The sequence below is a fragment of the Sphingobium baderi genome, assembly GCF_001456115.1.
In the GTDB taxonomy this organism is placed as follows: domain Bacteria; phylum Pseudomonadota; class Alphaproteobacteria; order Sphingomonadales; family Sphingomonadaceae; genus Sphingobium; species Sphingobium baderi_A.
In genome coordinates, this window is record NZ_CP013264.1 from 1446532 (window position 1) to 1467994 (window position 21463).

General features: G+C 63.2%; 26 protein-coding genes. 23 read left to right on the plus strand and 3 right to left on the minus strand.

Annotation, left to right across the window (positions count from 1 at the left end):
• Positions 1 to 11: 11 nt before the first annotated feature.
• The 5 genes from ATN00_RS07265 to ATN00_RS07285 all read left to right on the plus strand — a co-directional run bounded on the left by ATN00_RS07265 (position 12) and on the right by ATN00_RS07285 (position 3396).
• Entirely contained in the window at positions 12 to 716 is a 705-nt protein-coding gene (locus ATN00_RS07265; RefSeq protein ID WP_062063540.1) for a hypothetical protein, read from the plus strand.
• Positions 717 to 864: 148 nt separating this feature from the next.
• Positions 865 to 1683: an N-6 DNA methylase gene (locus ATN00_RS07270; protein ID WP_062063542.1), complete on the plus strand. Its 819-nt coding sequence runs from the start codon at positions 865 to 867 to the stop codon at positions 1681 to 1683.
• Positions 1684 to 1715: 32 nt separating this feature from the next.
• A complete protein-coding gene (locus ATN00_RS07275; RefSeq protein ID WP_062063544.1) occupies positions 1716 to 2057 on the plus strand; it encodes a hypothetical protein in 342 nt (113 codons plus the stop codon).
• A gap of 5 nt (positions 2058 to 2062) precedes the next feature.
• Positions 2063 to 3094 (plus strand): deazapurine DNA modification protein DpdA family protein, encoded by a 1032-nt coding sequence (locus ATN00_RS07280; RefSeq protein ID WP_062068509.1) that lies wholly within the window; start codon positions 2063 to 2065, stop codon positions 3092 to 3094.
• Between the two features lie 17 nt (positions 3095 to 3111).
• Positions 3112 to 3396: a hypothetical protein gene (locus ATN00_RS07285; RefSeq protein ID WP_231746412.1), complete on the plus strand. Its 285-nt coding sequence runs from the start codon at positions 3112 to 3114 to the stop codon at positions 3394 to 3396.
• Positions 3397 to 3472: 76 nt separating this feature from the next.
• Here ATN00_RS07285 and ATN00_RS07290 read toward each other — a convergent pair whose 3' ends face one another.
• Both ATN00_RS07290 and ATN00_RS07295 read right to left on the minus strand, forming a co-directional pair.
• Positions 3473 to 3697: a hypothetical protein gene (locus ATN00_RS07290; RefSeq protein WP_231746413.1), complete on the minus strand. Its 225-nt coding sequence runs from the start codon at positions 3695 to 3697 to the stop codon at positions 3473 to 3475.
• 124 nt (positions 3698 to 3821) lie between these two features.
• Positions 3822 to 5552 (minus strand): ABC transporter ATP-binding protein, encoded by a 1731-nt coding sequence (locus ATN00_RS07295; RefSeq protein ID WP_062063548.1) that lies wholly within the window; start codon positions 5550 to 5552, stop codon positions 3822 to 3824.
• Positions 5553 to 5741: 189 nt separating this feature from the next.
• On the opposite strand from ATN00_RS07295, the gene ATN00_RS07305 reads away from it, so the two are divergent.
• From ATN00_RS07305 to ATN00_RS07345, 9 genes are all read left to right on the plus strand, one after another.
• Positions 5742 to 6938, plus strand: coding sequence for a hypothetical protein (locus tag ATN00_RS07305; RefSeq protein ID WP_062063552.1), 1197 nt, complete (start codon positions 5742 to 5744; stop codon positions 6936 to 6938).
• Between the two features lie 86 nt (positions 6939 to 7024).
• Positions 7025 to 7237 carry a hypothetical protein gene (locus ATN00_RS07310; protein ID WP_062063554.1) on the plus strand — a complete coding sequence of 71 codons (213 nt, stop codon included), beginning with the start codon at positions 7025 to 7027 and terminating at the stop codon, positions 7235 to 7237.
• An 83-nt stretch (positions 7238 to 7320) separates the two neighbouring features.
• On the plus strand, positions 7321 to 7788 hold the full coding sequence (locus ATN00_RS07315) for a hypothetical protein (RefSeq protein ID WP_062063556.1): 468 nt from the start codon (positions 7321 to 7323) through the stop codon (positions 7786 to 7788).
• Positions 7781 to 9043: a hypothetical protein gene (locus ATN00_RS07320; RefSeq protein WP_062068514.1), complete on the plus strand. Its 1263-nt coding sequence runs from the start codon at positions 7781 to 7783 to the stop codon at positions 9041 to 9043. The genes ATN00_RS07315 and ATN00_RS07320 overlap by 8 nt, the downstream gene beginning before the upstream one ends.
• Positions 9044 to 9095: 52 nt before the next feature.
• The gene (locus tag ATN00_RS07325; protein ID WP_062063558.1) at positions 9096 to 9530 is read left to right on the plus strand and encodes a DUF4262 domain-containing protein; all 435 of its coding nucleotides are present in this window, start codon (positions 9096 to 9098) and stop codon (positions 9528 to 9530) included.
• A 25-nt stretch (positions 9531 to 9555) separates the two neighbouring features.
• Positions 9556 to 9867, plus strand: a complete 312-nt coding sequence (locus ATN00_RS07330; RefSeq protein ID WP_062063560.1) for a hypothetical protein — start codon at positions 9556 to 9558, stop codon at positions 9865 to 9867.
• Between the two features lie 137 nt (positions 9868 to 10004).
• Positions 10005 to 10466 carry a hypothetical protein gene (locus ATN00_RS07335; protein ID WP_062063562.1) on the plus strand — a complete coding sequence of 154 codons (462 nt, stop codon included), beginning with the start codon at positions 10005 to 10007 and terminating at the stop codon, positions 10464 to 10466.
• A gap of 15 nt (positions 10467 to 10481) precedes the next feature.
• Positions 10482 to 11564: a DUF5983 family protein gene (locus ATN00_RS07340; protein ID WP_062063565.1), complete on the plus strand. Its 1083-nt coding sequence runs from the start codon at positions 10482 to 10484 to the stop codon at positions 11562 to 11564.
• Positions 11565 to 11587: 23 nt separating this feature from the next.
• A complete protein-coding gene (locus ATN00_RS07345; protein WP_062063567.1) occupies positions 11588 to 12001 on the plus strand; it encodes a hypothetical protein in 414 nt (137 codons plus the stop codon).
• A gap of 20 nt (positions 12002 to 12021) precedes the next feature.
• Here ATN00_RS07345 and ATN00_RS23630 read toward each other — a convergent pair whose 3' ends face one another.
• Positions 12022 to 12186 carry a hypothetical protein gene (locus ATN00_RS23630; protein WP_197413683.1) on the minus strand — a complete coding sequence of 55 codons (165 nt, stop codon included), beginning with the start codon at positions 12184 to 12186 and terminating at the stop codon, positions 12022 to 12024.
• A gap of 134 nt (positions 12187 to 12320) precedes the next feature.
• Here ATN00_RS23630 and ATN00_RS07350 point away from each other — a divergent pair, with 134 nt between their 5' ends.
• The 9 genes from ATN00_RS07350 (at position 12321) to ATN00_RS07390 (ending at position 21445) form a co-directional block, all read left to right on the plus strand.
• Positions 12321 to 14312 carry a DUF5983 family protein gene (locus ATN00_RS07350; RefSeq protein WP_231746414.1) on the plus strand — a complete coding sequence of 664 codons (1992 nt, stop codon included), beginning with the start codon at positions 12321 to 12323 and terminating at the stop codon, positions 14310 to 14312.
• Positions 14309 to 15151 carry a hypothetical protein gene (locus ATN00_RS07355; RefSeq protein ID WP_062063569.1) on the plus strand — a complete coding sequence of 281 codons (843 nt, stop codon included), beginning with the start codon at positions 14309 to 14311 and terminating at the stop codon, positions 15149 to 15151. Before ATN00_RS07350 ends, ATN00_RS07355 begins: the two co-directional genes overlap by 4 nt.
• Before the next feature lie 61 nt (positions 15152 to 15212).
• Positions 15213 to 16415 carry an ATP-binding protein gene (locus ATN00_RS07360; RefSeq protein WP_062063571.1) on the plus strand — a complete coding sequence of 401 codons (1203 nt, stop codon included), beginning with the start codon at positions 15213 to 15215 and terminating at the stop codon, positions 16413 to 16415.
• 12 nt (positions 16416 to 16427) lie between these two features.
• On the plus strand, positions 16428 to 17711 hold the full coding sequence (locus ATN00_RS07365; RefSeq protein WP_062063573.1) for a hypothetical protein: 1284 nt from the start codon (positions 16428 to 16430) through the stop codon (positions 17709 to 17711).
• Positions 17712 to 17750: 39 nt separating this feature from the next.
• Positions 17751 to 17957 carry a hypothetical protein gene (locus tag ATN00_RS07370; RefSeq protein WP_062063574.1) on the plus strand — a complete coding sequence of 69 codons (207 nt, stop codon included), beginning with the start codon at positions 17751 to 17753 and terminating at the stop codon, positions 17955 to 17957.
• A complete protein-coding gene (locus ATN00_RS07375) occupies positions 17954 to 18904 on the plus strand; it encodes a hypothetical protein (RefSeq protein ID WP_062063576.1) in 951 nt (316 codons plus the stop codon). Before ATN00_RS07370 ends, ATN00_RS07375 begins: the two co-directional genes overlap by 4 nt.
• 622 nt (positions 18905 to 19526) lie before the next feature.
• Positions 19527 to 19997 carry a DUF736 domain-containing protein gene (locus ATN00_RS07380; protein WP_062063578.1) on the plus strand — a complete coding sequence of 157 codons (471 nt, stop codon included), beginning with the start codon at positions 19527 to 19529 and terminating at the stop codon, positions 19995 to 19997.
• A gap of 87 nt (positions 19998 to 20084) precedes the next feature.
• Entirely contained in the window at positions 20085 to 20363 is a 279-nt protein-coding gene (locus ATN00_RS07385) for a hypothetical protein (protein WP_062063580.1), read from the plus strand.
• A gap of 71 nt (positions 20364 to 20434) precedes the next feature.
• Complete coding sequence (locus tag ATN00_RS07390) at positions 20435 to 21445, plus strand: DUF2493 domain-containing protein (protein ID WP_062063582.1); 1011 nt, start codon at positions 20435 to 20437, stop codon at positions 21443 to 21445.
• The last annotated feature ends 18 nt before the right edge of the window (positions 21446 to 21463 follow it).

A 21463-nucleotide genomic window follows, 5' to 3' on the forward strand; every position in this document is an offset into this window, starting at 1 on the left:
AGGACATTATCATGACCGACGCCATCGCGCCGGGCGCTTCTGCGCGCCTGTATAGCCAGACCGAACATGATGAACGGGGGAACTTCCACTATGAAGGCGACCTCTATCTTGCCGGTGAAGCGCTGCTGCCGCTTGCAGCGCGGATCGAACGCCATCTGGCCGAGTATTTTTCCACAACCACCTTCGCGATCCGCACCGAGAAATTTGCCGGGGGACGCAAGGTCATCGCGGAGATCCTCGATACCCCGACCGACCTGACTGGCCGCGACGCGCAGAATGCCTTCATCGTCGAGATACGCGATCAGATGGAACGGTTCGGATTCACAAGGACGAATCCGCTGCAAGACTTCTGGTCATGCAGTTTCTATTGCGACGTGCGCATAGGCCAGGCCTATTGGGCGGCGCTGGCAAAGCGCCAGGGTAACCGCAATCCGGTCGATACGGTGATATCGTTGGCGGCGTTCAAGAAGCGCGTCAAAGCTGGTGACAGGCTGAAACTGATCGACGCGCCGGCCGGTCATCGCCTGCTTGGAACGAACCGCGAGATCACGAAGGTGCGCTCGGGCGATCTGATCCTCGAAGGACGCTCCTATCTCAGCTTTCCGCGGGCATCGGCTTTTGCCTGTGACGGCCGCCTGATCCGGATCGCCATCGGCTCGGAATATGGTCCGGATGATCACCTGCTCTACGAGTGGACTCGTAAGTCTGTGGCCTGAGCAGAGCCACATCTTCAGGGCATGATCTCTGCAGACCGCCCGCAATCCCGGACAGCCGTAAAGACAAGGGGGTGGCAAAAGACCTCTGAAGCCGGTCCTCCCGCCCGCGCGCTCCCGTCTCCCCCTCATCACCGATCCGGAGGTTCCGATGCATGAGCCCTATCTCAAGGCGATGGCAGCGCTTCTCCGCCGCAGCCAGCCGCGCCACGATCTCTACACCGTTTTCGGTCATTGCATGGAGGCGATGGCGCTCGCCATAGCCAACAGCGTCGATCTGCGTCAGCGCGAGCCGCGCGAAGCGCGCTATCTCGACATTGTCGGCCACTACCGGCCAGATGTGCTCGATCTGTTTCCGCAAGTCCTCGCTGAACTGGTGCAGGCTCTCGAAGCCGGTCCAGGCGACGTACTGGGCGCCCTGTTTCACGACCTCGAGCTTCACAACAAGGCGAGGGGACAATTCTTCACGCCCTATACGCTCAGTCGATTCATGGCTAAGGTGACTATCGGAAATCCGGAAAGCGTAAGATCGATCATCGGCGATCATGGCTTCGTGACCGCCATGGAGCCGGCATGCGGCGCGGGGTCGATGGTCATCGCGCTCGCGGAAGCCATGCGCGATCTCGGGATAAACTATCAGCGCCATCTTCATGTCACTGCGATCGATATCGACCCGCGCGCGATTCATATGGCCTATATCCAGCTCTCGCTGCTGCATGTGCCGGCGCATCTCATGGTCGGAAACTCCCTTTCGGGCGAGACAGCCGAGCATTGGTACACGCCGGCCCATATTCTGGGTGGATGGAACGCCCGGCTCGCCTGTCGACGACGCCATGAGCCCACTGGCGAAACGCATGTGCATCCTGTCGAAGCGCCACCTGCGCCAGTCCCGATGCGCCATACGGTCCCACCGTTTTGCGAGCCCCGCGCCTCGACGCCGGCCATGCCACAGCAACTGACCCTTTTCTGACCATCCAGAATTTCACAATGCAGGAGACTGGCATGTTCCATCATGTCCATATCACCGCACTCAGCCGAACGTCGGCCGGGATGACAGTCATAACGCTGGCCATCTGCGGACCGCGCGGCGGCATGCGCGCCGTCGAAGATATTTCGCTCGAAGAAGCCGAGAAAATGGCGGCGCGGCTTCAGGCTGCCATCACCGCCGCGCGCGCCGGGCTCAACACGGATCCCGCCGACGCCTTCATCCAGGATGTCATCGCGCAGCTCGGCGACCCTGCTCTTGCTCTCGATCCCTCTTTCCGCAGATGGTGCGGCGCAAATCATGGCCTGCTCACCGCTCGCCAGACCGCAGAGCGCTGGTGCCGCTGGCGCGTCGCCTGAGCCCCATGGCGATCGAGATCATGATAGGCCTGCCGCACCTGCGCGAGGGGCCGATATTGAACCGCGCCCGTGCCATGCAGGTGCCGACCCTCATCTCCGCGAACGCGCTGTCGCGCTGGAACCGCAGCAAGGGCTGGCCCGAGTGGCAGGGATGGCGCATGGACTTGCTGAAAAATGCCGACGGATTGTCCAACCTATCATTGGATTCCGCCGGATTCGTGGCTTTGTCCCAATATCGCGGATATCCTTGGGCGACCGAACAATATCTCGATCTCGCAGCAAGCTATCCGTTCCGCTGGTTCGCCAGCATGGACTATTGCGTCGAACCTGAGATCGCGCCCGATCGCGAAGAGGTGCGTGACCGGATTTCGAGAACCATCCGGGTCAATCGCGATTGCTGGCGCGGCGCGCACGACCGCGGCATTGCCCATCGCTTCATGCCCGTAGTGCAGGGCAGGGTTGCGGGCGACTATGAATTTTGCATCGATGCGCTTGGCGACATCATCGATGCCGTGCCTCTGGTCGGGATCGGCTCGATGTGCCGCAGGTCCGTCGGCGGCAGTGACGGCGTGATCGCCATTTTTGAGCATCTCGATCGCATTCTGGGCGAAGGGACAATGGTACATGGCTTCGGCATAAAGGGCACGGCCTTGAGCAAGCTGCGCGGGCTCGAACATCGCATCCAGACAGTCGACAGCCAGGCCTTCGGAATTGCCAGCAGGATCGAGGCGCGCCAGCGCGGCATCTCCAAGACCGATGCCTTCGTTGCCGATCATATGGAAAGATGGGCCCGCCGCCAATATGCGCGGTCCGCCGACGCGCCGACGCCGATACAGGGCGAACTGCCACTTGGCCCCGATGACTGCCCACCGCGCGATCCGTGGGAGAGGGCGATCGCGCAGGCACGCGCCGAAATCCGGGCGCTGATCGAGGAGGGGCAACTCTCGCACAACGAAATTTCTGACGCCTGGGTCGCGCAGTGGGCGGCCGATCTCTTTCAGGCCGAACCGCTTATGTCCTCGGCAAGCCCTCAATGATCCGCCACGGCGAAAGCATGAAACGCATCCTGCCCGATCTATTTGCGGGGGACGAGGTCAGGGCCGAGCGCTACCATCGCGGCTGGGCATTCCAGATGAAATGCGGCCAGCTCGGTCGCCAGCTCTGGTTTGAATATTCTCCGCACGGACTGTGGACCGCCATCGGCACCTGGCGCACCCTGGACACCGGACTCTGGCTTGCCGCCCGCCTCCGCGCCGGAACGCATTTCTGGGATGAAAGCTGCCAGACCGCCCGCCTATATGGTGAAGACGTCTATTCCGCTCTGCGGGACGAGGTGTGACGCGAACAAGCGAAGCTTCGGTCAGCAAAAGCTGAGGCGCGGCCCCGTCATCACTCTTCGCAGCGACGCTATGCGATCAAGCCCCAAGCGCAATGTCCGGAGGAATCGTCCCCTTCCGGCCTACCAGCCTTGCCCCGAAATCATCCTCGAGCGCCACTTTGGCAAGTGCATATTCGACGAGATCGGTTGTCGAGGCGACGCCGCTACGTATCTTGGCGCGATCGATGAGTTGACGCGACACGCGCGCGCTGAGCGAGATGTTTGTGCCTGACAGCAAGCCTGCCGCTTTTGCGGCGGCCACGACCGCTCGATGTCGCTGGGACAGATAATCTTTGTGCTTTACCGGCGTCGGGAACCCCTTCCATTGAACATATACGCCGATGTGCGAAGCTTGGGAAACCTTGCCGGGATGCTCTCCTCCAACCTCACTCTTGCAACCCATGCCACAGAGCCGGGTAGGACGCGCATCGCCGCATCAATTCCGCATGCGATCCGCTGCCGACCAGCTTCCCGCCTTGCATGAAGAGAACCTGGTCGGCGCCCTTGGCTGTCGCCAGGCGATGGGTGATCATGATGAGCGTCGTCGCGCTATTTGTCCTGCGCCGGAGCCTTGCGATCACATCTGCCTCGCTGCGCGGATCGAGTGCGGATGTGCTTTCATCCAGTATCAGGACCGGCACGTCGACCCCCGCCAACCGGGCAAGCTCCAGCTTCTGGATCTGGCCTCCCGACAGGCGCTCGCCCTGTTCTCCCAATTCCATATCGAAGTCGATCGGTCTTCCAGGCTCGTGGAAGCGCCAGACATGAAGCAGTTCCTCGACGTCGCTGATCTGCTGGTTCGCCGGGGGATAGAGGATGTTCTCCCGCAGCGACCGGTTGAACAGACCGATGAACTGCGGCGCATAAAGAATATGGCGATGACGTTTCCCCCAGGGGATCGTCGCCATATCAACCCCTGCAATCTCGACTTTTCCCGAAGCAGGTGCGAGCACGCCGGCCAGAATTTGTGCAAGCGTGGATTTGCCTGAACCATTCGGGCCAACAATCGCGACGAAGCGCCCTGATGCGATATGCAGCGAAATCCCGGCGAGAGCGGGCAGGCCATCACCATAGCTGAAGCTCACATTTTCGGCGGCGAGATCGGCGTCGGCAAAGCGGTCGGGCTGCCGGCAACCCGGCTCGCCATCGTCATGCGTTAATGCCAGCACGTCGCGGATGTTCGCGATCGCGACGCCCGCCTGCGCCAGGATGTAGCCCAGCGCGCTCAGCGGAACCGTCAGCCGAAAGGCGTAGGTTTGCAGCAGCACGAATTCGCCTGCCGTCATTCGGTCTTTGCCGACGTCCAGTCCGGCCAGCATCAGCAGGGCCACAAGCCCGGCGCCGACAATGCAGAATTGCAGCGACGCCATGACGGTCAGCGAACGGTACATGGCCACGCTGGCGTGCCGCCTGGCGCTCAATGTCCTGCCCACATAGAGGAGTTCACGATCGAGGGCGCCGTTGAGGATGACGCGGCGGGCATTGCGGACGATGTCGCCGATCGTGCGGGACACATGCGATGCAGCCGCATTGGTCGCATCGGCATGCACACGGTGGCGTGCCGCACCCATCCAGGTCGCCCCGAGGAATCCCAGAAGCGTAAGCCCAAGGATAAGGACATAGCGCGGTTCGATCAGGCTGGCGATCACCGCGAGACTGGCGAGAGCCTGCAGGAAGACGGGTCCCAGCCGCCAGATCAATCCTTCCACGACCAGCGTCAGGCTATAGGGCAATCGCTCCAGCATGCCAGGAACGCGTCCGCTCCGGCTGTCGCGCGCCGCGGTGATTTGAGGCAGGGCGGCGGCAAGCGCATGGGTGGCGAGGCGTCGGCCCAGTGCATCGACCATAATCGCGGTACAGGAAAGCCTGGCCGTTTCCAGGATGGAGGCACCCGCCCAGCATCCCACGAACAGCAGGATGTACAACAACAATTGCACAGGCGGTCCCACTGGTCCCGCCAGCGTGTCGATCAGCAGCTTGAGCGCATAGGGTCCGGCAACGCCCATCGCGATCACAAGGGCTTCAAGAGCAAAAGCCTCTATCAGGCTTCGCCTGGCGCCGAGGTCCGCCGACAGCATCAGCCGGATCAGCTGGACCAATATACCGAACGTCGTCACTGTATGGACCTCCTGGCGATCAATGGATGAGCCAGAAGGAGGATTTGGAACGCGGCCTCTATCCTAGCGTCAAATCCGGGCGTTGCGAAGCCGGGATCGCGAGACGCAAGGAAAGGGAAGGGAGGGGCGGGAATGTGACGGGAGACGTGGATCGTCCCGTCCTTCCTCACTCTCAAGGAGATGGTTCCCATGGCGACCCTTGCCCGCATGAACGAAGCGCCCCCTGTATCCGCCCCCTATCGCATCGATGTCTCGCGCGGCCGAATGAGCAGCCGCGTATCGTCGGAATGGTTTTCACGCCCCGACGATGAGAAGTATCTTTCGCTGACCAGCCTCTATGATGCTGTGCGCGGCCGCGCGGACCGGGCGACCACGCGCATCGTCGAAAGCCGCGCGATCCGGGTCGAGGCGAAAAGCGACAATCCCGAACGCCTGATGCTGATGGCGCCCGGCGATGATCGCCCGCTGGCGCCGACCAACTGGTCCTTCGGCCAGGTGGCGAGCCTGGTTGGAGCGCCGGCTTCCTATCTGCGCCAGCTTCCGGCCGCCCTTGCGGGCATCAACCTGCAGCACGGGCTCATGACCCACCGCGGGGAGCAGGTCAAACTGCTGCAGACGGACAATGGCAGGACCGAACTGCGGGCTGCAACCGGTTCCGAATATGGTCGCATTTTCGACTGGGAGCTGGTCCAGGCGGTGATGGCCTTCGCCGGTGATGGCGTCGGCGATACGCGATGGAAGGTCCCGGGTACCATCCAGTGGGGCAGTATGACCTACAACCCTCATGTGGATATCACCAGGGAGACGACGACACTTTACGCCTCGGACAGAGATATTTTCCTGTTCCTCGTCGATGATACCCATCCGATCGAGGCAGGAAAACTGCCAAATGGTGATCCAGACCTGTATTTCCGCGGCTTCTATGCCTGGAATAGCGAGGTCGGCTCGAAAACCCTCGGCATCGCAACCTTTTACCTCCGAGGCGTTTGCGCGAACAGATGCCTTTGGGGTGTCGAGAATTTCGAGGAGGTCAACATCCGCCACTCGAAATTCGCCGGCGCCCGTTTTGCTCATCAGGCGGCACCCGCACTCGAGCATTTTGCGAACTCCTCGCCGTCGCATTTCATCTCCGGCATCAAGGCGGCGCGCGAACGGATCGTCGCGCGCAAGGAGGAAGATCGCGAACCTTTCCTGCGCAGGCGCGGTTTCTCCAAAGCGGAAACCACAAAGATCATCCAGACCGTGCTTGCCGAGGAAGGCCGGCCGCCTGAATCCATCTATGATTTCGTGCAGGGCATAACCGCGCTTGCCCGGACAAAGCCCCATCAGGACAGCCGCCTCGAACTGGAAACCAAGGCCCGAAAGCTCCTCGAACAGGCGCTCTGACGTCCGACCTCCTTTCGCTTCTCCCCTTTCCGGTCCGGCATCCTGGTCCCGTGCCAGGATGCCCTTTCTCATGAAAGGATGCTCTCATGCGTCCCCACAAATCTGCTCCCTTCCAGGAGTTTACCGTCGACGTAGCCTTTTTCAGCGGGTCGGACCCTTTCGCCACCGAGACATATCGGATTCCGGCCGCGACATGGTTCAGTGCGCAGCAGCAGGCGCTGCATATGTCGGTGAACAGCGTCTACGACAATGCGCGCATTCCCGATCTGCGTCGCACTGCCACCGTCCGGCCCGCCTGACGCGGGTCTGCGATCACGCCGAAAAGCCAGCCACTGCGCCGTATCATGCGTCGCAGTGGCCGGTCCCGATCAGGGGAATCATCATGCAGGAACCCGACGATCGCATGTGGCGTGCGCTGCTCGATTTCCGCGCGCGCCATGGCAGGCGCTGGAAAGACGCGCTCAATCTCAAATGGATGAACGGCGACGACGAGCGTGAGCCAGATAGCGCATCGCTTCGTACGATCCGCAATCATTTCGGGCCATCCTGGTTCTGGAACCTGCCGAAGCTTCGCCTCGACGATGCGGCGCGGCGTCTCGCCAATCTGGAAAAGCTTCCAGACATGTGCGCCTGCCCACATCCGGACACCGGTAAGACTATCATCATCAAGCGCGGCGAGACCGGATATTGGCCGATGTCCTCGCTCATCGCCGTCGATGCGTTCAACGCCAGTTTCAACGTAACGCCCGCCGCGATCGCAGCCATGCAGGCCGGCGCCATGTTCGGATGGCATGTTGGGGCGGCCGATCCCGATCGCTATGACGCGGCCGGCCACAGCTGCCATGACTGAAGCCTCGACAGCCTTCGATCCCGCCGATGCGCGATGCTGGATCGCGCGGGGTCGCCCTGAGCATCATGCAGAGCAACTGGCTCGCGCCTGGGCTGACTTCCCGGATCTTCCAAATGAGGCGCCAGCGCAGGACCGGATGGCCCGCATTCGTGAACGGGTCGCAGCGCTCCGTCCTCTCAACGACGCCATCTACGAGGAGGGCGAACGCGAGAGGAAACGCCGGAATTTCGCCTTTATCGAGCGCCGTGTGGCCGCCGGCGGCGCCGACACGCGCGATCATGTCATCCTGCAGGCCCGGATCCGCCATGGATATGACTGGGACGATGCCGTTCAATATGGGGACGGCACTATTGCGGCACTTTCAGGCTGGGAGCCGCGCCGATCCTTCCATACCCCGAGTGGCGCGAACGCTGATCCTTTCGAGCGTGCCTACGCTCAGGGCTTTCGCGACGCGGGAGGCTGCTATGACGACCCGTTCGATGCGGCCAGGCGTGCCTATGCTGCTGCTGCCGCGATGCCATGTGAGGCACGAAGCGCCCCTGGCCAGCCGTTGTCCCGGCCGCTCCCAAGCAGTTGGCCTCTCCCCACGGACGCGCCGCGCCCCACGCGATGGTCGAGGCGCCTGCTGATCCTAGGCGAGGCCACCGCGGCGGACACCGGTCTTGACCTTCCCGCCATGCTCCAGTCCCGGCCAGGTCATCAGGCGATGACAGCCATTCTGGCTCTTCCCGGACAGGGATTTCGCCTATGGAATAGTGTCTGCAACGCCGAAACGGCGCGTGCGCTCAGCTCCTTGCCTGTCCTGCTCGCCGATATCGATCCTGATGATCTTCTGGTTGTCGCGCATGGCGCGGATCTCGACTGGATCGACCGTCACGCCGATTTGCTTCCGCTATGCCGCACCATGGAGAGAACACGAAACTCCGTGATCCAGCAACGCGGCCAGCTGCGCGTGTGGCTCGATCGAGGGTTGGATGCCGGCGAAACCAAGGCCGGCGGTCATATCTGCTGGACGAAGATCGCCCAGGGGCTCTCCGGCCGTCTTGGCGAATTCACGGCCCGTTATGCAGGGCGAGCTCGGCCGCGCGGCCACCACATCGTGGTCGAACTCAAAGACGGAACGTCCGCAACCGGCTTCATGACCCCGCAGGGCGAACCGCTCAGACCTGAAGCGATCATCTCCAACAAGGCGCATTTGCGCAAACATATGGCGGCAATGCTGCGCCGCTTCGCCTCAGCGGTCCCGCACTACTGACCTGTCCCGAACGAGGCGACGCCGGCTCGCATCAGGAAATTGGAAGCCCATCATGACCATCCTCACGACCAGCACGGCCGTCATTCAATCCAACATCGACAGGGCGGGCCAACATATTTTCGCAATCTTCCCCGACGCCGACACGGCGGGCTTCGCCTACACGATCGGCAACGCCCGCCTCGGCCTGCCCGAACTGCTGATCATCGGCAATTTCGCGCCGCACCTGATGGCATCGGTTCTCAACGAAGTCGGTCGGCGAATGCGTCAGGCGGACCAGGTGCCCGACAAGGATATCGATATCGGCGGCGCCTTCCCGATCCGTCCGCGCCTTGCCGGGGCGGCGGCGCGCAGCGCATTCACTATCCAGGTCGGGCGCTTTCTTGGCCATGAGGAATATGCCGTCGTCCAACTCCTTCTGCCCGATCCGATGGGCCTTTATCCGGGCGAGGCGAGGTGCGACCCTCGTTATGACGTGCCCCGCCCATGATGTCCTGCCCTTGAGGAACGCGGCCATGCGCCCGAACGCGAAAGGCCCAAATATGGAACCAGGCCAGCAAAACCGGTTGCCCCTGATCGTCAGGCAAGCCGGATATCCAGACATCATGGTGGAAACGCTCGCGGAAGCGTCGCGCCACTATTGCGAACGCCGCGATCAGACTGGTCTTGGCGCCAGTGCATTCCCGGAAGCCGAGCTCATCCGGGAGGGCATCGTCGTCGGCCGCATCAGCTACAATGGCCGTATCTGGAATCCCATCCCATGGCGACCGGGAGACAGGCCCATCTACGACAACGCAACTTGTCGCGGTGGCGAGCCAGAGAGCTGACATCCGTTTCAGCCAGATCGGGCCCCTTCTTCAAGGACATACAGACCGCCTTCACGACCGGGTTACGAAGCGAAGGGGGGAGGGGGCGTGCGTGAAACCGCGAGCAGTATTGCGCACGCATATGAAGGAAATGCCCGATGGATATGATCACCTGCAGGACCCGCATCAGCGGGCAGGCTCCGCTTTACAGCTATCGGGTCCTGGTCCCGCTGGACCAGCTTGCTCTCCACCGTCGGCACCATGTTGTCATTCTTCATGTCCCGACACCGGCGGGCCGGCAGCCCTGTACCCGGCTCGCCGACGTGCTGGCGCCAGGCCGCTGGTTCGAGCGCTATCTCGCCGTGCATTGCGGCCTGGCCGCGCGCCTCAACCTCGTGTCGCGCCGTGTCGAGGCCATCATCCTGCAGGCCATTTTCCCTGAAATGACCGCGCGTCTCGTTCCGCCGATGCTTCTGCTCGACCATGAGCCTGGCGAGGCCCGCCATCGCGTCTCCGGCATCGATTTCAATGCTGCCTTCGATAGCCTTGCACCCAGGATCGAAACGCTGATCGCCACCGATCTCGGCCTTTGTCGCAACAATCACCGCCGCGCAGCCTGAAGCAGGATTGAGCCCATGACCCGCTATGCCCCCTTTCATCTCGAAATCGCCGCCTGCCTATGGGAGGCGGTCCTGACTTTGCGTGATCGGCCTGCCGCCGAACCCGATGCGCTCGACCGCGCCCTGGCCATCCGCGGAACGTTCGACAGGCTTGGGGCTGAGACCCTGCGTCCCATCATACTCAGCTGGACCGCTACGGTCGAACGGGCATTGCAGGGCCTTGATGACGATTGCCCCTTCGGTCTCGACTGGGCCTATATCGGCCGATGGCTGGCCGAAAGCGTCGACTGGTCCCATCCGCACCACCCGGTCCTGCGTTCCGATGCGGCCGGACAGGACACTGAACAGGCTTGGCCGACCGGTATGGGGGAAGAGCCATCGCCGGGACCGACGGATATCGCCGGCCGCGACGATCACCTCGCTCTGCTGGCGCGGATACGCTCGGCCATCGAATATCCCGAGAACCTCGCACACTCTGCGCGCAGCGAACTGATCGCGGCAATCCACAGCGCCGAGGACCACATCGAACGATCGCCCTTGCCCTGGCCGGTCAAGCTTCATGCCGCCGCTATCGAGCACCGCTACGGCACCAATATTCATGCCGCGATCGATGAGTCATCTCTGGACGCGGAAATCGCCGCCTGGTGCCGCGAGTGGTGGAAAGAAACTGGCGACGAGCGCGATCCCGTCACGCTGGACGATGAAACCGTGATTGCCATCTATTTCGACGGGCACCCCTCGGACGGATGCGCCAAAGACCTACTCCAGGTCACGCCGCCGCTTTTCCACACAAGCCTCGCTCCGAAATCGGTGGAAACCGGACGCTATTGCGTGCTCTCGACCGCGCATCTGACGGTCCAGACCGCCGGCCTTCTCGATGGCTGGGCATCCTGGCCGCCGACCGAGCGGCCGATCGACATCGCCGCCTCCGTCTACGGCTGGTTCATTCCCACCCGTTCGCTCGACGAAGCGCGCCAGACGCAACTGCCGGCAGACCTGCTGCGCCTGATGGCGTTCGGCCGAAGCCGGAGCTTCCAGTTCCTTCTGCTCGATTGCGACGGTGACCGCTCGGATGATCTGCCTGTCCACGACTGGTGATCCTAAAATCGAAAGGAATCCCGATGATTGGAACGCTTGAACGCGCCGCGGTACCCTGCCGCTCGGCCAGCGTACGCACACCGCCGACACTTTCCGCCCTGCCGCTACAATCGGGCAAGCTTTATCTTCGGCTCTACCACGGCCGCGCCACGCCGGGCGAACAGATGGAGGACTGGGGCAGCGATGGCCCCGTGATCGGACCGCTGGCTTCGATCCACGTGACTTACATGTGCCAACTGAAATTCGCCGCAGCCCCGGACGTCATGGAACGCTTTTTCCCGGAGGTCATGGCGCAGTGGCGCGCGAGCGGCGTTAGCAACGGTCACGGACCGCTTTGCGACTGGCAATTCAACGTGATCGACGATCTCATTGAATATGGCGGCATACTATATGGGGATTGGTCGATTTTCCTCGCCGACGATCAGGCTGCGCGCTAACCTATTCTGGCCTCACCCGATCATGGGCTATCGGCCCCACGCTCCAGCAGCGACAACAACATCACATGGAGCGCATCTTCCGCGCGCTCCCGTCTTGTCACATCGCTCGAGGCCAGATCCTTTCTCATCCAGTCGGGCAATCGCCGCAGAAGATCGCGCAGTTTCGCATCGTTTGAATGGCTCATCCCTCTCTCTTTGCAGGACGGTCATCCTGGCGACAACCGTCTTGCCCACATCTCATCGGCAAACCGGGATGAAAGGGGAGGGGGCGGCGCAAGAGAGGCGGACAGAGGGTCCGTCGCCGAGACCGGAGATGATCATGCCTCTTCCCGCCACCATCCAGACGGCCGTCAGCCAGGACGCGATCCGCCGCGCATCGCGTCTCTTCTCGGGCGACAGCCGGGACTGCCTCCACGAAATGTGCCAGAATGCGAGGCGGGCCGGCGCCACGCGCATCGCCATCGATCTCACCCGGCAGGATGGCCGGTTCTGCCTGCACATCCGCGACGATGGTTGCGGCATCGACGATCCGGCTGCCCTGCTGCTGTTGGGGCATTCGGGCTGGGACCATGACATCGCGCGATCCGAAGATCCCGCCGGCATGGGCATGTTCAGCCTTGCCGGCCGCACCGTCGACATCCAGTCCTTCTCACCATCGGCCGGCACGGCATGGAAAGTGCGCATCCCGGCAGAGGCTTGGGACAGCGGCGCACCGCTACCGCTTGAACAAGGCACGATTGGCTGGGGCACGCTGATCTCTGTCGAAATGCCCGATGACTGGCAGTTGGGTTTGAACAGCATTGTCGCGGATGTCGCGCTCCACTTTCCCCTGCCGATAACGATGAACGGGATGTTGCAGCCGCGAGAAGATTTTCTGCGGGAAGCTCTGTTCGTCGAGGAAACATGCGGATGCCGTATTGGCGTCTATAATCTCGACCCAGACTTGCAACATGGCCGCCGCATCAACTTTCACGGTTTGCGTGTCAAATGCGCCTTGCCCACAATTGGCGAGATCAAGGACAGTTTCGACCACTGGGCGGTCCGGATCGATATTGTCGACGCGCACGATATCCAGTTGCTATTGCCTGCCCGCAAGGAGGTCATCGAAAGCACAGCGCTGCAGGCCCTTCGCGAAGCCGCGGAACGCGCCATTTACAAAGCCATCGGCGCCAAGGCAGATCATCGTCTCGCATTCGCCAATTGGCAACGGGCAGGCGACCTTGGCGTGGCACTGCCTGAGGTGCGCTCCGGACTTTCAACGTGGCGCCCGGAAACTGCCGACGATTGCCATGGACGCGCTAGCGCAACGATGGCTCCCGAGGGCGCCATGCTGATTGTTCCCACGCTGGAACCCGACATTGCGCAGGCTCTGGCGCTCGCCCGGGACAAATTGCCCCTCCGGGACTTTCAACTGGTCGAAGCGGAACGTCCACTGCAAGGCTATGCCTGGTATGACGCCCTGCCGATCATTGAGCAGATCTCCTTTCGCATTCACCGTGATGGCGCGGAATATCGCTATGATGACGAGACCTGCCTCCCCGCTGATATGGCTTCAGGCCTCAGCGACAGGATTGTCGTCGAACTGATTGTCGCCCAAGTTGGGCACGAGGGTGCATCGCGAAGCGTCCATGCCGTCGAAATCCCGGCTCTTGTGTGCCGCAACGGCGGCTGGGATTTGGAGGAGGCGCTCATCTTCGCGACGCAGGACGGTGGCATCAAACCCGCTCGACTGGGCCGCATGATCTATGCGAGCCTCTTCTGTTCGAGTGACGACAGCGACTGCGACAGCTGGGAAACCCAATCCCGAGCCTTCGAGCGCGATGCGCAGCACGAAGCGACCCGGATCCTTCTTGGAGACGATGCCGCTATCCTCGAAGCCATCAATATGAGCGCGTGGGATCATCTTGGCCTGCTCGATGACTGGCCCGAGCGCCCTGACGAACTCTCCCCTGAAATCTGGGCGCTGCTGACCCACGCGCGCAAGACCGGCGCCAACTGGATCAGCTTCGACCGTGACGAACCGCCTTGCAAGCGATTTCCGGTCTTTTCCGAGGTGACAGAAACAGCGTCAGAGGACGCCGGCGATCTTGCCGCACCGGTGGCCACCGCGAACCCTGTGGCCGGGAGGACCACCGTTCGATGCGGCTCTTGCGGCAGCGCTGATGTGATGCGCGACGCCTGGGCCTGCTGGGACGATGACACCCAGGACTGGGTGCTCGGCTCGGTGTTCGACGCAGCCTTCTGCGAGACTTGCGAGAACGACACCACACTGGTCGTGAAAATCCTTGAAAGCACGGAGATTGCAGCATGATCCTGCCATCGGGCTCCACTGACCATCCTGTCACCCATGTCGCGCTCAGCAGCCTCGAACGCTCGGCCTTGCAGGTCGCTCTTTTCGATCCCGCAGCCATATCGTCGATCCGCGGCGGGGCGCAGCTCAACCTCATCGATGTTGACGACAGCGGCACGCTCAAACATGCTGTCGCCCTCTGCGATTATCCCGATGCGCTCTGGCGCGCGGTGGCGCCCGCCCTTGTCGACGCTCCGGCTCCCGCATCTGCACCGGTCCCGCTGGCCGAACTCTATGCGTCCCGCGCCGTTCCCGATCCGCAGCAGTGTGCCTGCTTCATCGCGCTAACACCCGCCGAACTGGAAGCGGCGCTCGAGGCCGACTATCCCGATGCGCTGGACCGGCGCGACGCCATCGGCGCGCGTATCCATTGCATGCATCAGCTGCGCTGGTTCAACGATATCGTCGCCTTCCTGCCACCCGACACGCTGTCGCAAAGCGGATGGCAGGCTGCCGCACAGCAGATCGAGCAGCCGGAAGGCCCCTGCTGGGCGCCTGAGCTCCTGCTGCGCCGCCGCTCGCTCTTTCGCGATCCGAAACTGGACCGCGCGTCCGCGCTGATCCGGGAAATCGAGGCATCGCTGTGGATAGCATGCGAGGCGCCATTCGGCGCCGGGCAGGATTTCGACGCCTATCGGGCCGGCCTGTTCAGCCAGGTGATGGTCGACGCCTGCGCGCTGGGAATCCTCCACGATGACGGCGATCGCCAGTTCGCTGTCGTGACCGATGCCCTGGAAGCGGCCGGTCATGACTGGCGCAATGCTGGACCCATCATTCTTCCGGCAGCGATCGCCGCCTGAACTTCCCCTCCAAACTCAATGCATACGGCCGCCTTTGGCGGCCGGTGAAGGAGTATGCCCGATGAACATTCCCATCAGCAGTTTCACACGCGACGCCCGCGTCCCGCTCGGCCACTGCTCGACTGGTCCCCTGGAACTGGATCTGGGCAAGCTGATGTCGGGCCGCTGCCTCATCCAGGGATCATCCGGCGCGGGCAAAAGCCAGACGCTGCGCCGGATCATCGAGGAAGCCTTCGACTATCTTACGACCATCATCGTTGACCCCGAGGGAGAGTTCGCCAATCTGGCCGCGCATATCGGCGCTACGACGGTTGTCGCGCGCGATTATGCCAATGACGGTCTTACCGCCCTTGCGCTCCGCACGCGCCAGCACCGCATTGCGCTTCACCTCGATCTCACTGATCTGGAACCCGATCACCGCATCGAGAAAGCTGCCGCCTTTTTCGCAGGACTCCTCTCCGCCCAACGCGAACATTGGGCGCATACGGTGCTGGTTTGCATCGACGAAGCGCATCTGCTCGCACCGCATATGGCGGCGTCCGCTCGCGATGCGGAAACGCGCCGCCTGGGTGTTGCCACACTGACCGACATGTGCGCACGGGGCCGCAAGCGCGGAATCGGCACGATCATCGCCACGCAGCGCCTCGCGAAACTCGCCAGTTCGGTGGTCTCGGAACTGCATAATCATCTGATCGGCCTCAACGTGTTTGACCGCGATGTGGCCCGCGCCGCCGACCTGCTCGGGTTCGGCAGCGATCAGGCAGCGTTGCTACGCCTGCTTCCACCCGGCGAGTTCTTCGCCTTCGGTCCCGCGCTGGCCGCCACGCCCGTCCTCGCGAAAATCGATCCGACGATCACACCGCATATCGGCCGCACGCCCGATCTGGTGGCCGCGGCCGACCCTGGCCCGGACGAGAGCCGCACTCTGCTCGACCTTGAAAATCTGCGCGAGGTCGCACCGAGCAGGACCAGCCATGCCGCCATGCGGGGGCAACGTGCGCTCGACGCCTTTCTGCTGGACCCTGCCGCTCCCGCCGCGGCGCGCATTGTCGGGGCCTTGGGCAACATAGCGCCCAATGCCACCACGGCCGACGATCTTGCGCGCCATCTCGCACTACCCACAAACGATGTGGACGCCGGGCTCGATCTGCTCGCTGCCATCGGCGCGTCCGACACGATGCCGCGGGGGGATACGCGTATTGCGCGTCTGTCGGCCCGGTTGCGCCTGCGCGTCGTCGATACGCCCGTCGTCGGCCTGGTCTGAGAGGAGCGCACCATGACCCAGAACAGCTTCGATCTCGACGCCGATATCGTCGAGCTGACACCCTTTGTCCCCGAAACGGAAGCCGTTCCGACCGCACCGCTTGTAGAGCTGGCTTTCCGTACGGACGCATGGCTCCCAGATGAGACAAGCCGCCTGCGCGCGGCATTTGCCGATGATCGAACCATCGACGAGATCGCCACCATGCTCGGCAGGCCCCGGGCAGGTGTCGCCACGCGTATCCATGACCTTGGCCTGCGCCGTAACTCCCGGCGATCCTGGAGCGACTGGGACGATGAGGAAATGGCACGCTGCTACGCACATGTCCCGACGGCAACGCTGGCCGCCCGGCTTGGCCGGGGCGTGAGTGCCCTCTATGCCCGCGCACGGCTGCTCGGCCTGTCCGAGCCCGGGTCCCCACCCTATAGTGGATGGGAAGATGCGCAACTTCGCGCCGGCTATGAAAAGGGCGTTCCCGTCGCCCAAATCTCCAGCCTCATCGGGCGACCGCTAAGCGGTGTCATCGCGCGCGCATCGGTGCTGGGCCTGCGTCATGCCTGCCAGCCGGACGACTGGAGCGACGCGGAAATGACCCGTGCGCTCAACCTCGCCACCACGGGAGCGCGCTATATGGCCATTGCCCGGATGCTGGCCCACGAAGGATTTCCCGAGCGCAACAGCCGCAGCCTGGGGCAACGCCTGCGCATGCTCGGCTATGGACGAGGCTGGGGACGTGCGTGGATCGCTGAAGAGGATGATCTGCTCCGCCATGCCTATGCGACAGGCGCGAGTCTCACGCCGCTACGGGAAAGGCTGGGCCGTTCGTCCCATTCCATCCGATGGCGCGCTGAAGCGCTGAAGCTTCGCGGCACCCATGTCCGCCGTGACGGATTTCGGCAGGGGCCGGTCTGGACCGCAGAGGATGAAGCGCGTCTGCGCGCCGATTATGGCAAAATCCCGACGCGTGAGATCGCCGAGGCATTAGGGCGCGGGCTTCGCGCTGTGCTCTACAGAGCCAACCATCTGGGCCTTGTCCACGGGTTCATGCGCCCATTCAGCAGCGATGAAGATCGGGCTATCCAAAACGCCTGGCTCCATGGCGTTTCGATGGTCGATGTCGCAGAGGCGCTCGGCCGCGATCCGGCGGTGATCGGCAAGCATGCGGCGCGGATCGGCTACCGGTTCAATGATCCGGCACGGCCAAGCCGGGGACCGCGAACGCGCCGGGCAAGCCGCGCGCCGGTGACGCTGGACAGTCTCCTCGCTCTCGATCCACCCGATCTGCCGATTGCGGCCTGATCGATTTCCATTCCCGGCCAACTCCTTTCGGAGGTTCCCATGGCTCTGCCAGTCCCGCCCGCCTGCCTCTCACCGCTGAGAAGCCAGTTATCCTCCTTCGATCGCGCCTATCGCATTGCGCTGAACCTGCGGCGCGCCACCGGCGTTCCTCATTATGTCGTGCGCGGTCTCGCGCCTTTTCAGGCTTATCGCGTCACCACCCGTCCGCCGCCATGGCCCGACCGTTGGCTGGCGATGGTCGCATGAGCGCGGGCAGTCGTGCGCCCGTCGTCGCGGCATGGGGGGCGGGCACTAATTCGACCGCGATGATCATCGAACTCGTGCGGCGCGGCGAAATCCCTGACATGACCTTGCTGGCGGCGATGCCCGAACAGCCGCACACGCGCAGGCTTATCCCGATATTTCGCCAGTGGATGGACGATCATGGCGTTCCGAACGAGATCGTCGAATATCAGGCCCGGTTCTTTAAACATTGGCCGCCCTACACCTCGCTGCTCGATGCCTGCCTGACGAATGGGACATTGCCGTCGATAGCCTTCGGTCAGCATAGCTGTTCGGCCCGCCATAAAATCTCCCCGCAGGATAAATGGGTCAAGGCATGGCCTCCGGCGCAACACGCCTGGGCAAAGGGCCGCAAGATTGTCCGCCTGATCGGCTACGATTGCTCCGTTCGCGACAATCAACGTTACGCACATCGCGTGGGGCATGTCGATCCGCTCTTCGAGTACAGATATCCGCTGAGAGAATGGGATTTTACACGAGAAGATTGTGAGCGCCTTATCGCGGATGAAGGTCTGCCTCCTTTTTATAAGAGTTCGTGCTTCTTTTGTTCCGGAATGCAAATTTCGGAGGTGCGCGCGCTGCCGCGCGAGGAATTGCGCCTTATCGTTCTGCTCGAAGCGCGCGCCGCGCCGAGGCTTCGAACCGTCGAAGGACTATGGCGCAAGTCGACGAAGAAACGTCCCGGTTCAATGACCGCGTTCATCCGTGCCGAAGGCTTGCTCGATCCCGATGAGATCGACGAGATCATCGCGACAGCGCCGCTCGACCTTCTCGAATTCCAGCGTGTGGCTGCAGCCGTTCCGATCGAGCAGCGATCCCATATCAGCACATGGATCGAGCGTTTCAATGCCGGGCGGGCCTGTGCTTCCCCGTCAAGCAATGATCCGGATGAGTTCCCCCGAGCAGCCTGATTCCAGTTTCTCGTCCACCATTGCACCTCCCTGATACCGGAAGCCATACGGCCATTTGGGATGATGGCCGACAAGATCAGCATAGTCCGCCCAAAGGTCTGCTCCGCCACCTCGCAGCCAATCCGGTCCAGTGCCTCTTGCCGTTGGTCCCACAAATTATCCCCCATAAGACAGAAGTCTACGGCGATCCCGCCGCGCGGCCCGCCGCCATCCTCCGATTGCTCCCGATACCGGAAACGCACCGGCTGGTGCCGTTCCAGCATGGGTCCGCCGGTTCCGCCTGCAGGGACCGCCTGATTATGCTGCCCGCGCCGCTACCGCTACTTCCGCTGGCGTAACGCCAGCGCGGCTACCGCCGCGCCTCCAGCCTCGCTCCCCAGCCCCTCTTCGGCCCCCCCCACCTCCGTCCCGGCCTCGCGCCATGTCGCGGTGGTCGCGCAGAGTTGCGGGCGGGCTGTGGCGTTGCGCGCGGGGCAGGCGGTGCGGCGTCGCGCGGGAGGCAGCGGAGCGCTGGTCCACGGGCGGACGGCGCGCGGGGAGAGGGCGGGACAGAGAGGAGAGAAGGACCGGGGAGGGTGTCGCCGGAGAATGGTTTCCGAGCGACATTCGAAAGGTCAAGACGATGAACATCGGTGAAATCTTCAATGTGAACAACCGCCTGACGGGCTCGATCGCCACCCGCACGATCGATCTCCCCCGCATCGGGCTGCGCAAGGTGATGAGCGAGAACGAGAAGGCCCCGGTCTATGAGATCCTCGCCCTCAACGTCGCGCGTCGCTGGGTCCAGATCGGCGCGCTGTGGGAAGCCGTGTCGAAGCGCACGGGCGAGGTCTTCCTCGCCGGGAACATCGACGATCCCAGCCTGCCCGAACCGATGCCGATCGCGCTCTTCCCGGCCGATCATGGCGGTTACATGGTCGCATGGCGGCGCGACACCATGCGCTCCGACTTCGGCGGCGGCATGGGCGTCAGCCGCACCAACTATGACGATCGCGGCCCGCGCGATCAGGGCGGCTTCGGCGACAGCACCGTGGGTGCAGGCGGCGAACTGACCGGCGCGGGTGCGCCGTTCGGCGAGGAGGATCCGTTCTGATCGCCGGTTGATCGGAACAGGTTCCGGGCCGGGGAGGCGTCAGGCTTCCCCGGCCCTTTTCTTTTCTCCTGTCTGAGGAGGCAGCCCATGCCGCTCCCTTCGTTGCACGACCTCGCCCCGTTCGCCGATCTCTCCGCGCTCTGCGCCGCGATCATGGCCAGTCCCGCCATCCGGGACATGCTTTCGCCGCCGCTTCTTGGCGCACACATTCCGAAGATCCCGACGGGGATCACCTGCGGCGAGATCATCGCCGCCATTTACGACCTGCTCGAGGGCACGCCCCTTGCCCCGCATGCCGCCGAAATCGTCGGAGCCGTCCTGACGCGCTCGGCCGCCTTCGCCGGCATCCGGGCGAGCCTGCACTGAACCGACATCCGGGGGGCGGGACGCCATCGCGTCCGCGCCCCTTTTTCTTTTCATGTCCACGGAGAACTCCCATGACCCGAGAACATTCGCGCAGCATCAGCCGCTTCGCAGACCTGCCGGCGCTGTTCGCCGAGATCACGGCGACGCCGGAATTCAAGCGCGCCTTTGGCGACCCTATCCCGCTTTCGATCATCAGCCCGGGGGACGAACCGGGCGAGCATGACATGCCCGAGCCGCTCCACGCGCAAGCCGACTGCGCCGGCATCATCGCAACCATCTTCGATCTGCTGACCGACACCCGTCTCGATGCGCTTGCGCCCGAGATTACATGGGGCATGGTCAACAGCTTCCACTTCGTCGCCGGCAAGCTCGAGCGACAGGAGGATGCGCTGGCCGACGAACTGCGCGACATGATGCGCCGTACCGATCCTTCCGAGGTGTTCAACACCGAACTGGAGGAGAAACAACTCCTGTGCCAGTCGCTGAGCGAACAGCGCGAGGCGGTCGAGTGCATGCGCGACTATGCCGCCGACACTTTTCGGGTGCTTTCGGGCCGCCCATGGTCGCCCGCGCGCGGCTCGCGCGTATCGAAGGTCGCGACCGCCACGCAGGTATCGATACAGGATTTCCTGCGCGCCCGGGAACTCGCCGAACGCGAGCGCTACCGCCCGCGTGGTCCGATCGTGGTCGCCTCGGGTCATGCCGAGTGGCATGACTGGCAGCAGCTCTGGGACCGGCTCGATACCATCCACGAGCGCATCCCGCACATGACGCTGGTGACGACCGCGCAGCGCAAGGGCTTCGACGCGATCGTGGCCTCATGGGCCGGCAACCGCGAGGTCCAGCTCGTGACCTATTCGCTGACGGGCTCGGGACGCGGTGCGCCCTTCGCGCGCAACCGCAAGCTGGTGGATCTCAAACCCGTCGAAGCCTTGCTGGGGGAGGGGTCGGGCATTCAGGCGAACCTCTATCAGGCGCTGCGCAAGGCAGGTGTCCCTATCCATGCCTTCCGCAAGGCGGATCAGGCTCCGGCCGAGAAGATCGCTCCGCCAGTGCGGGGCCGGCACCGTCGGGCGGCATAAGAGCCGCGAGGTTCATTC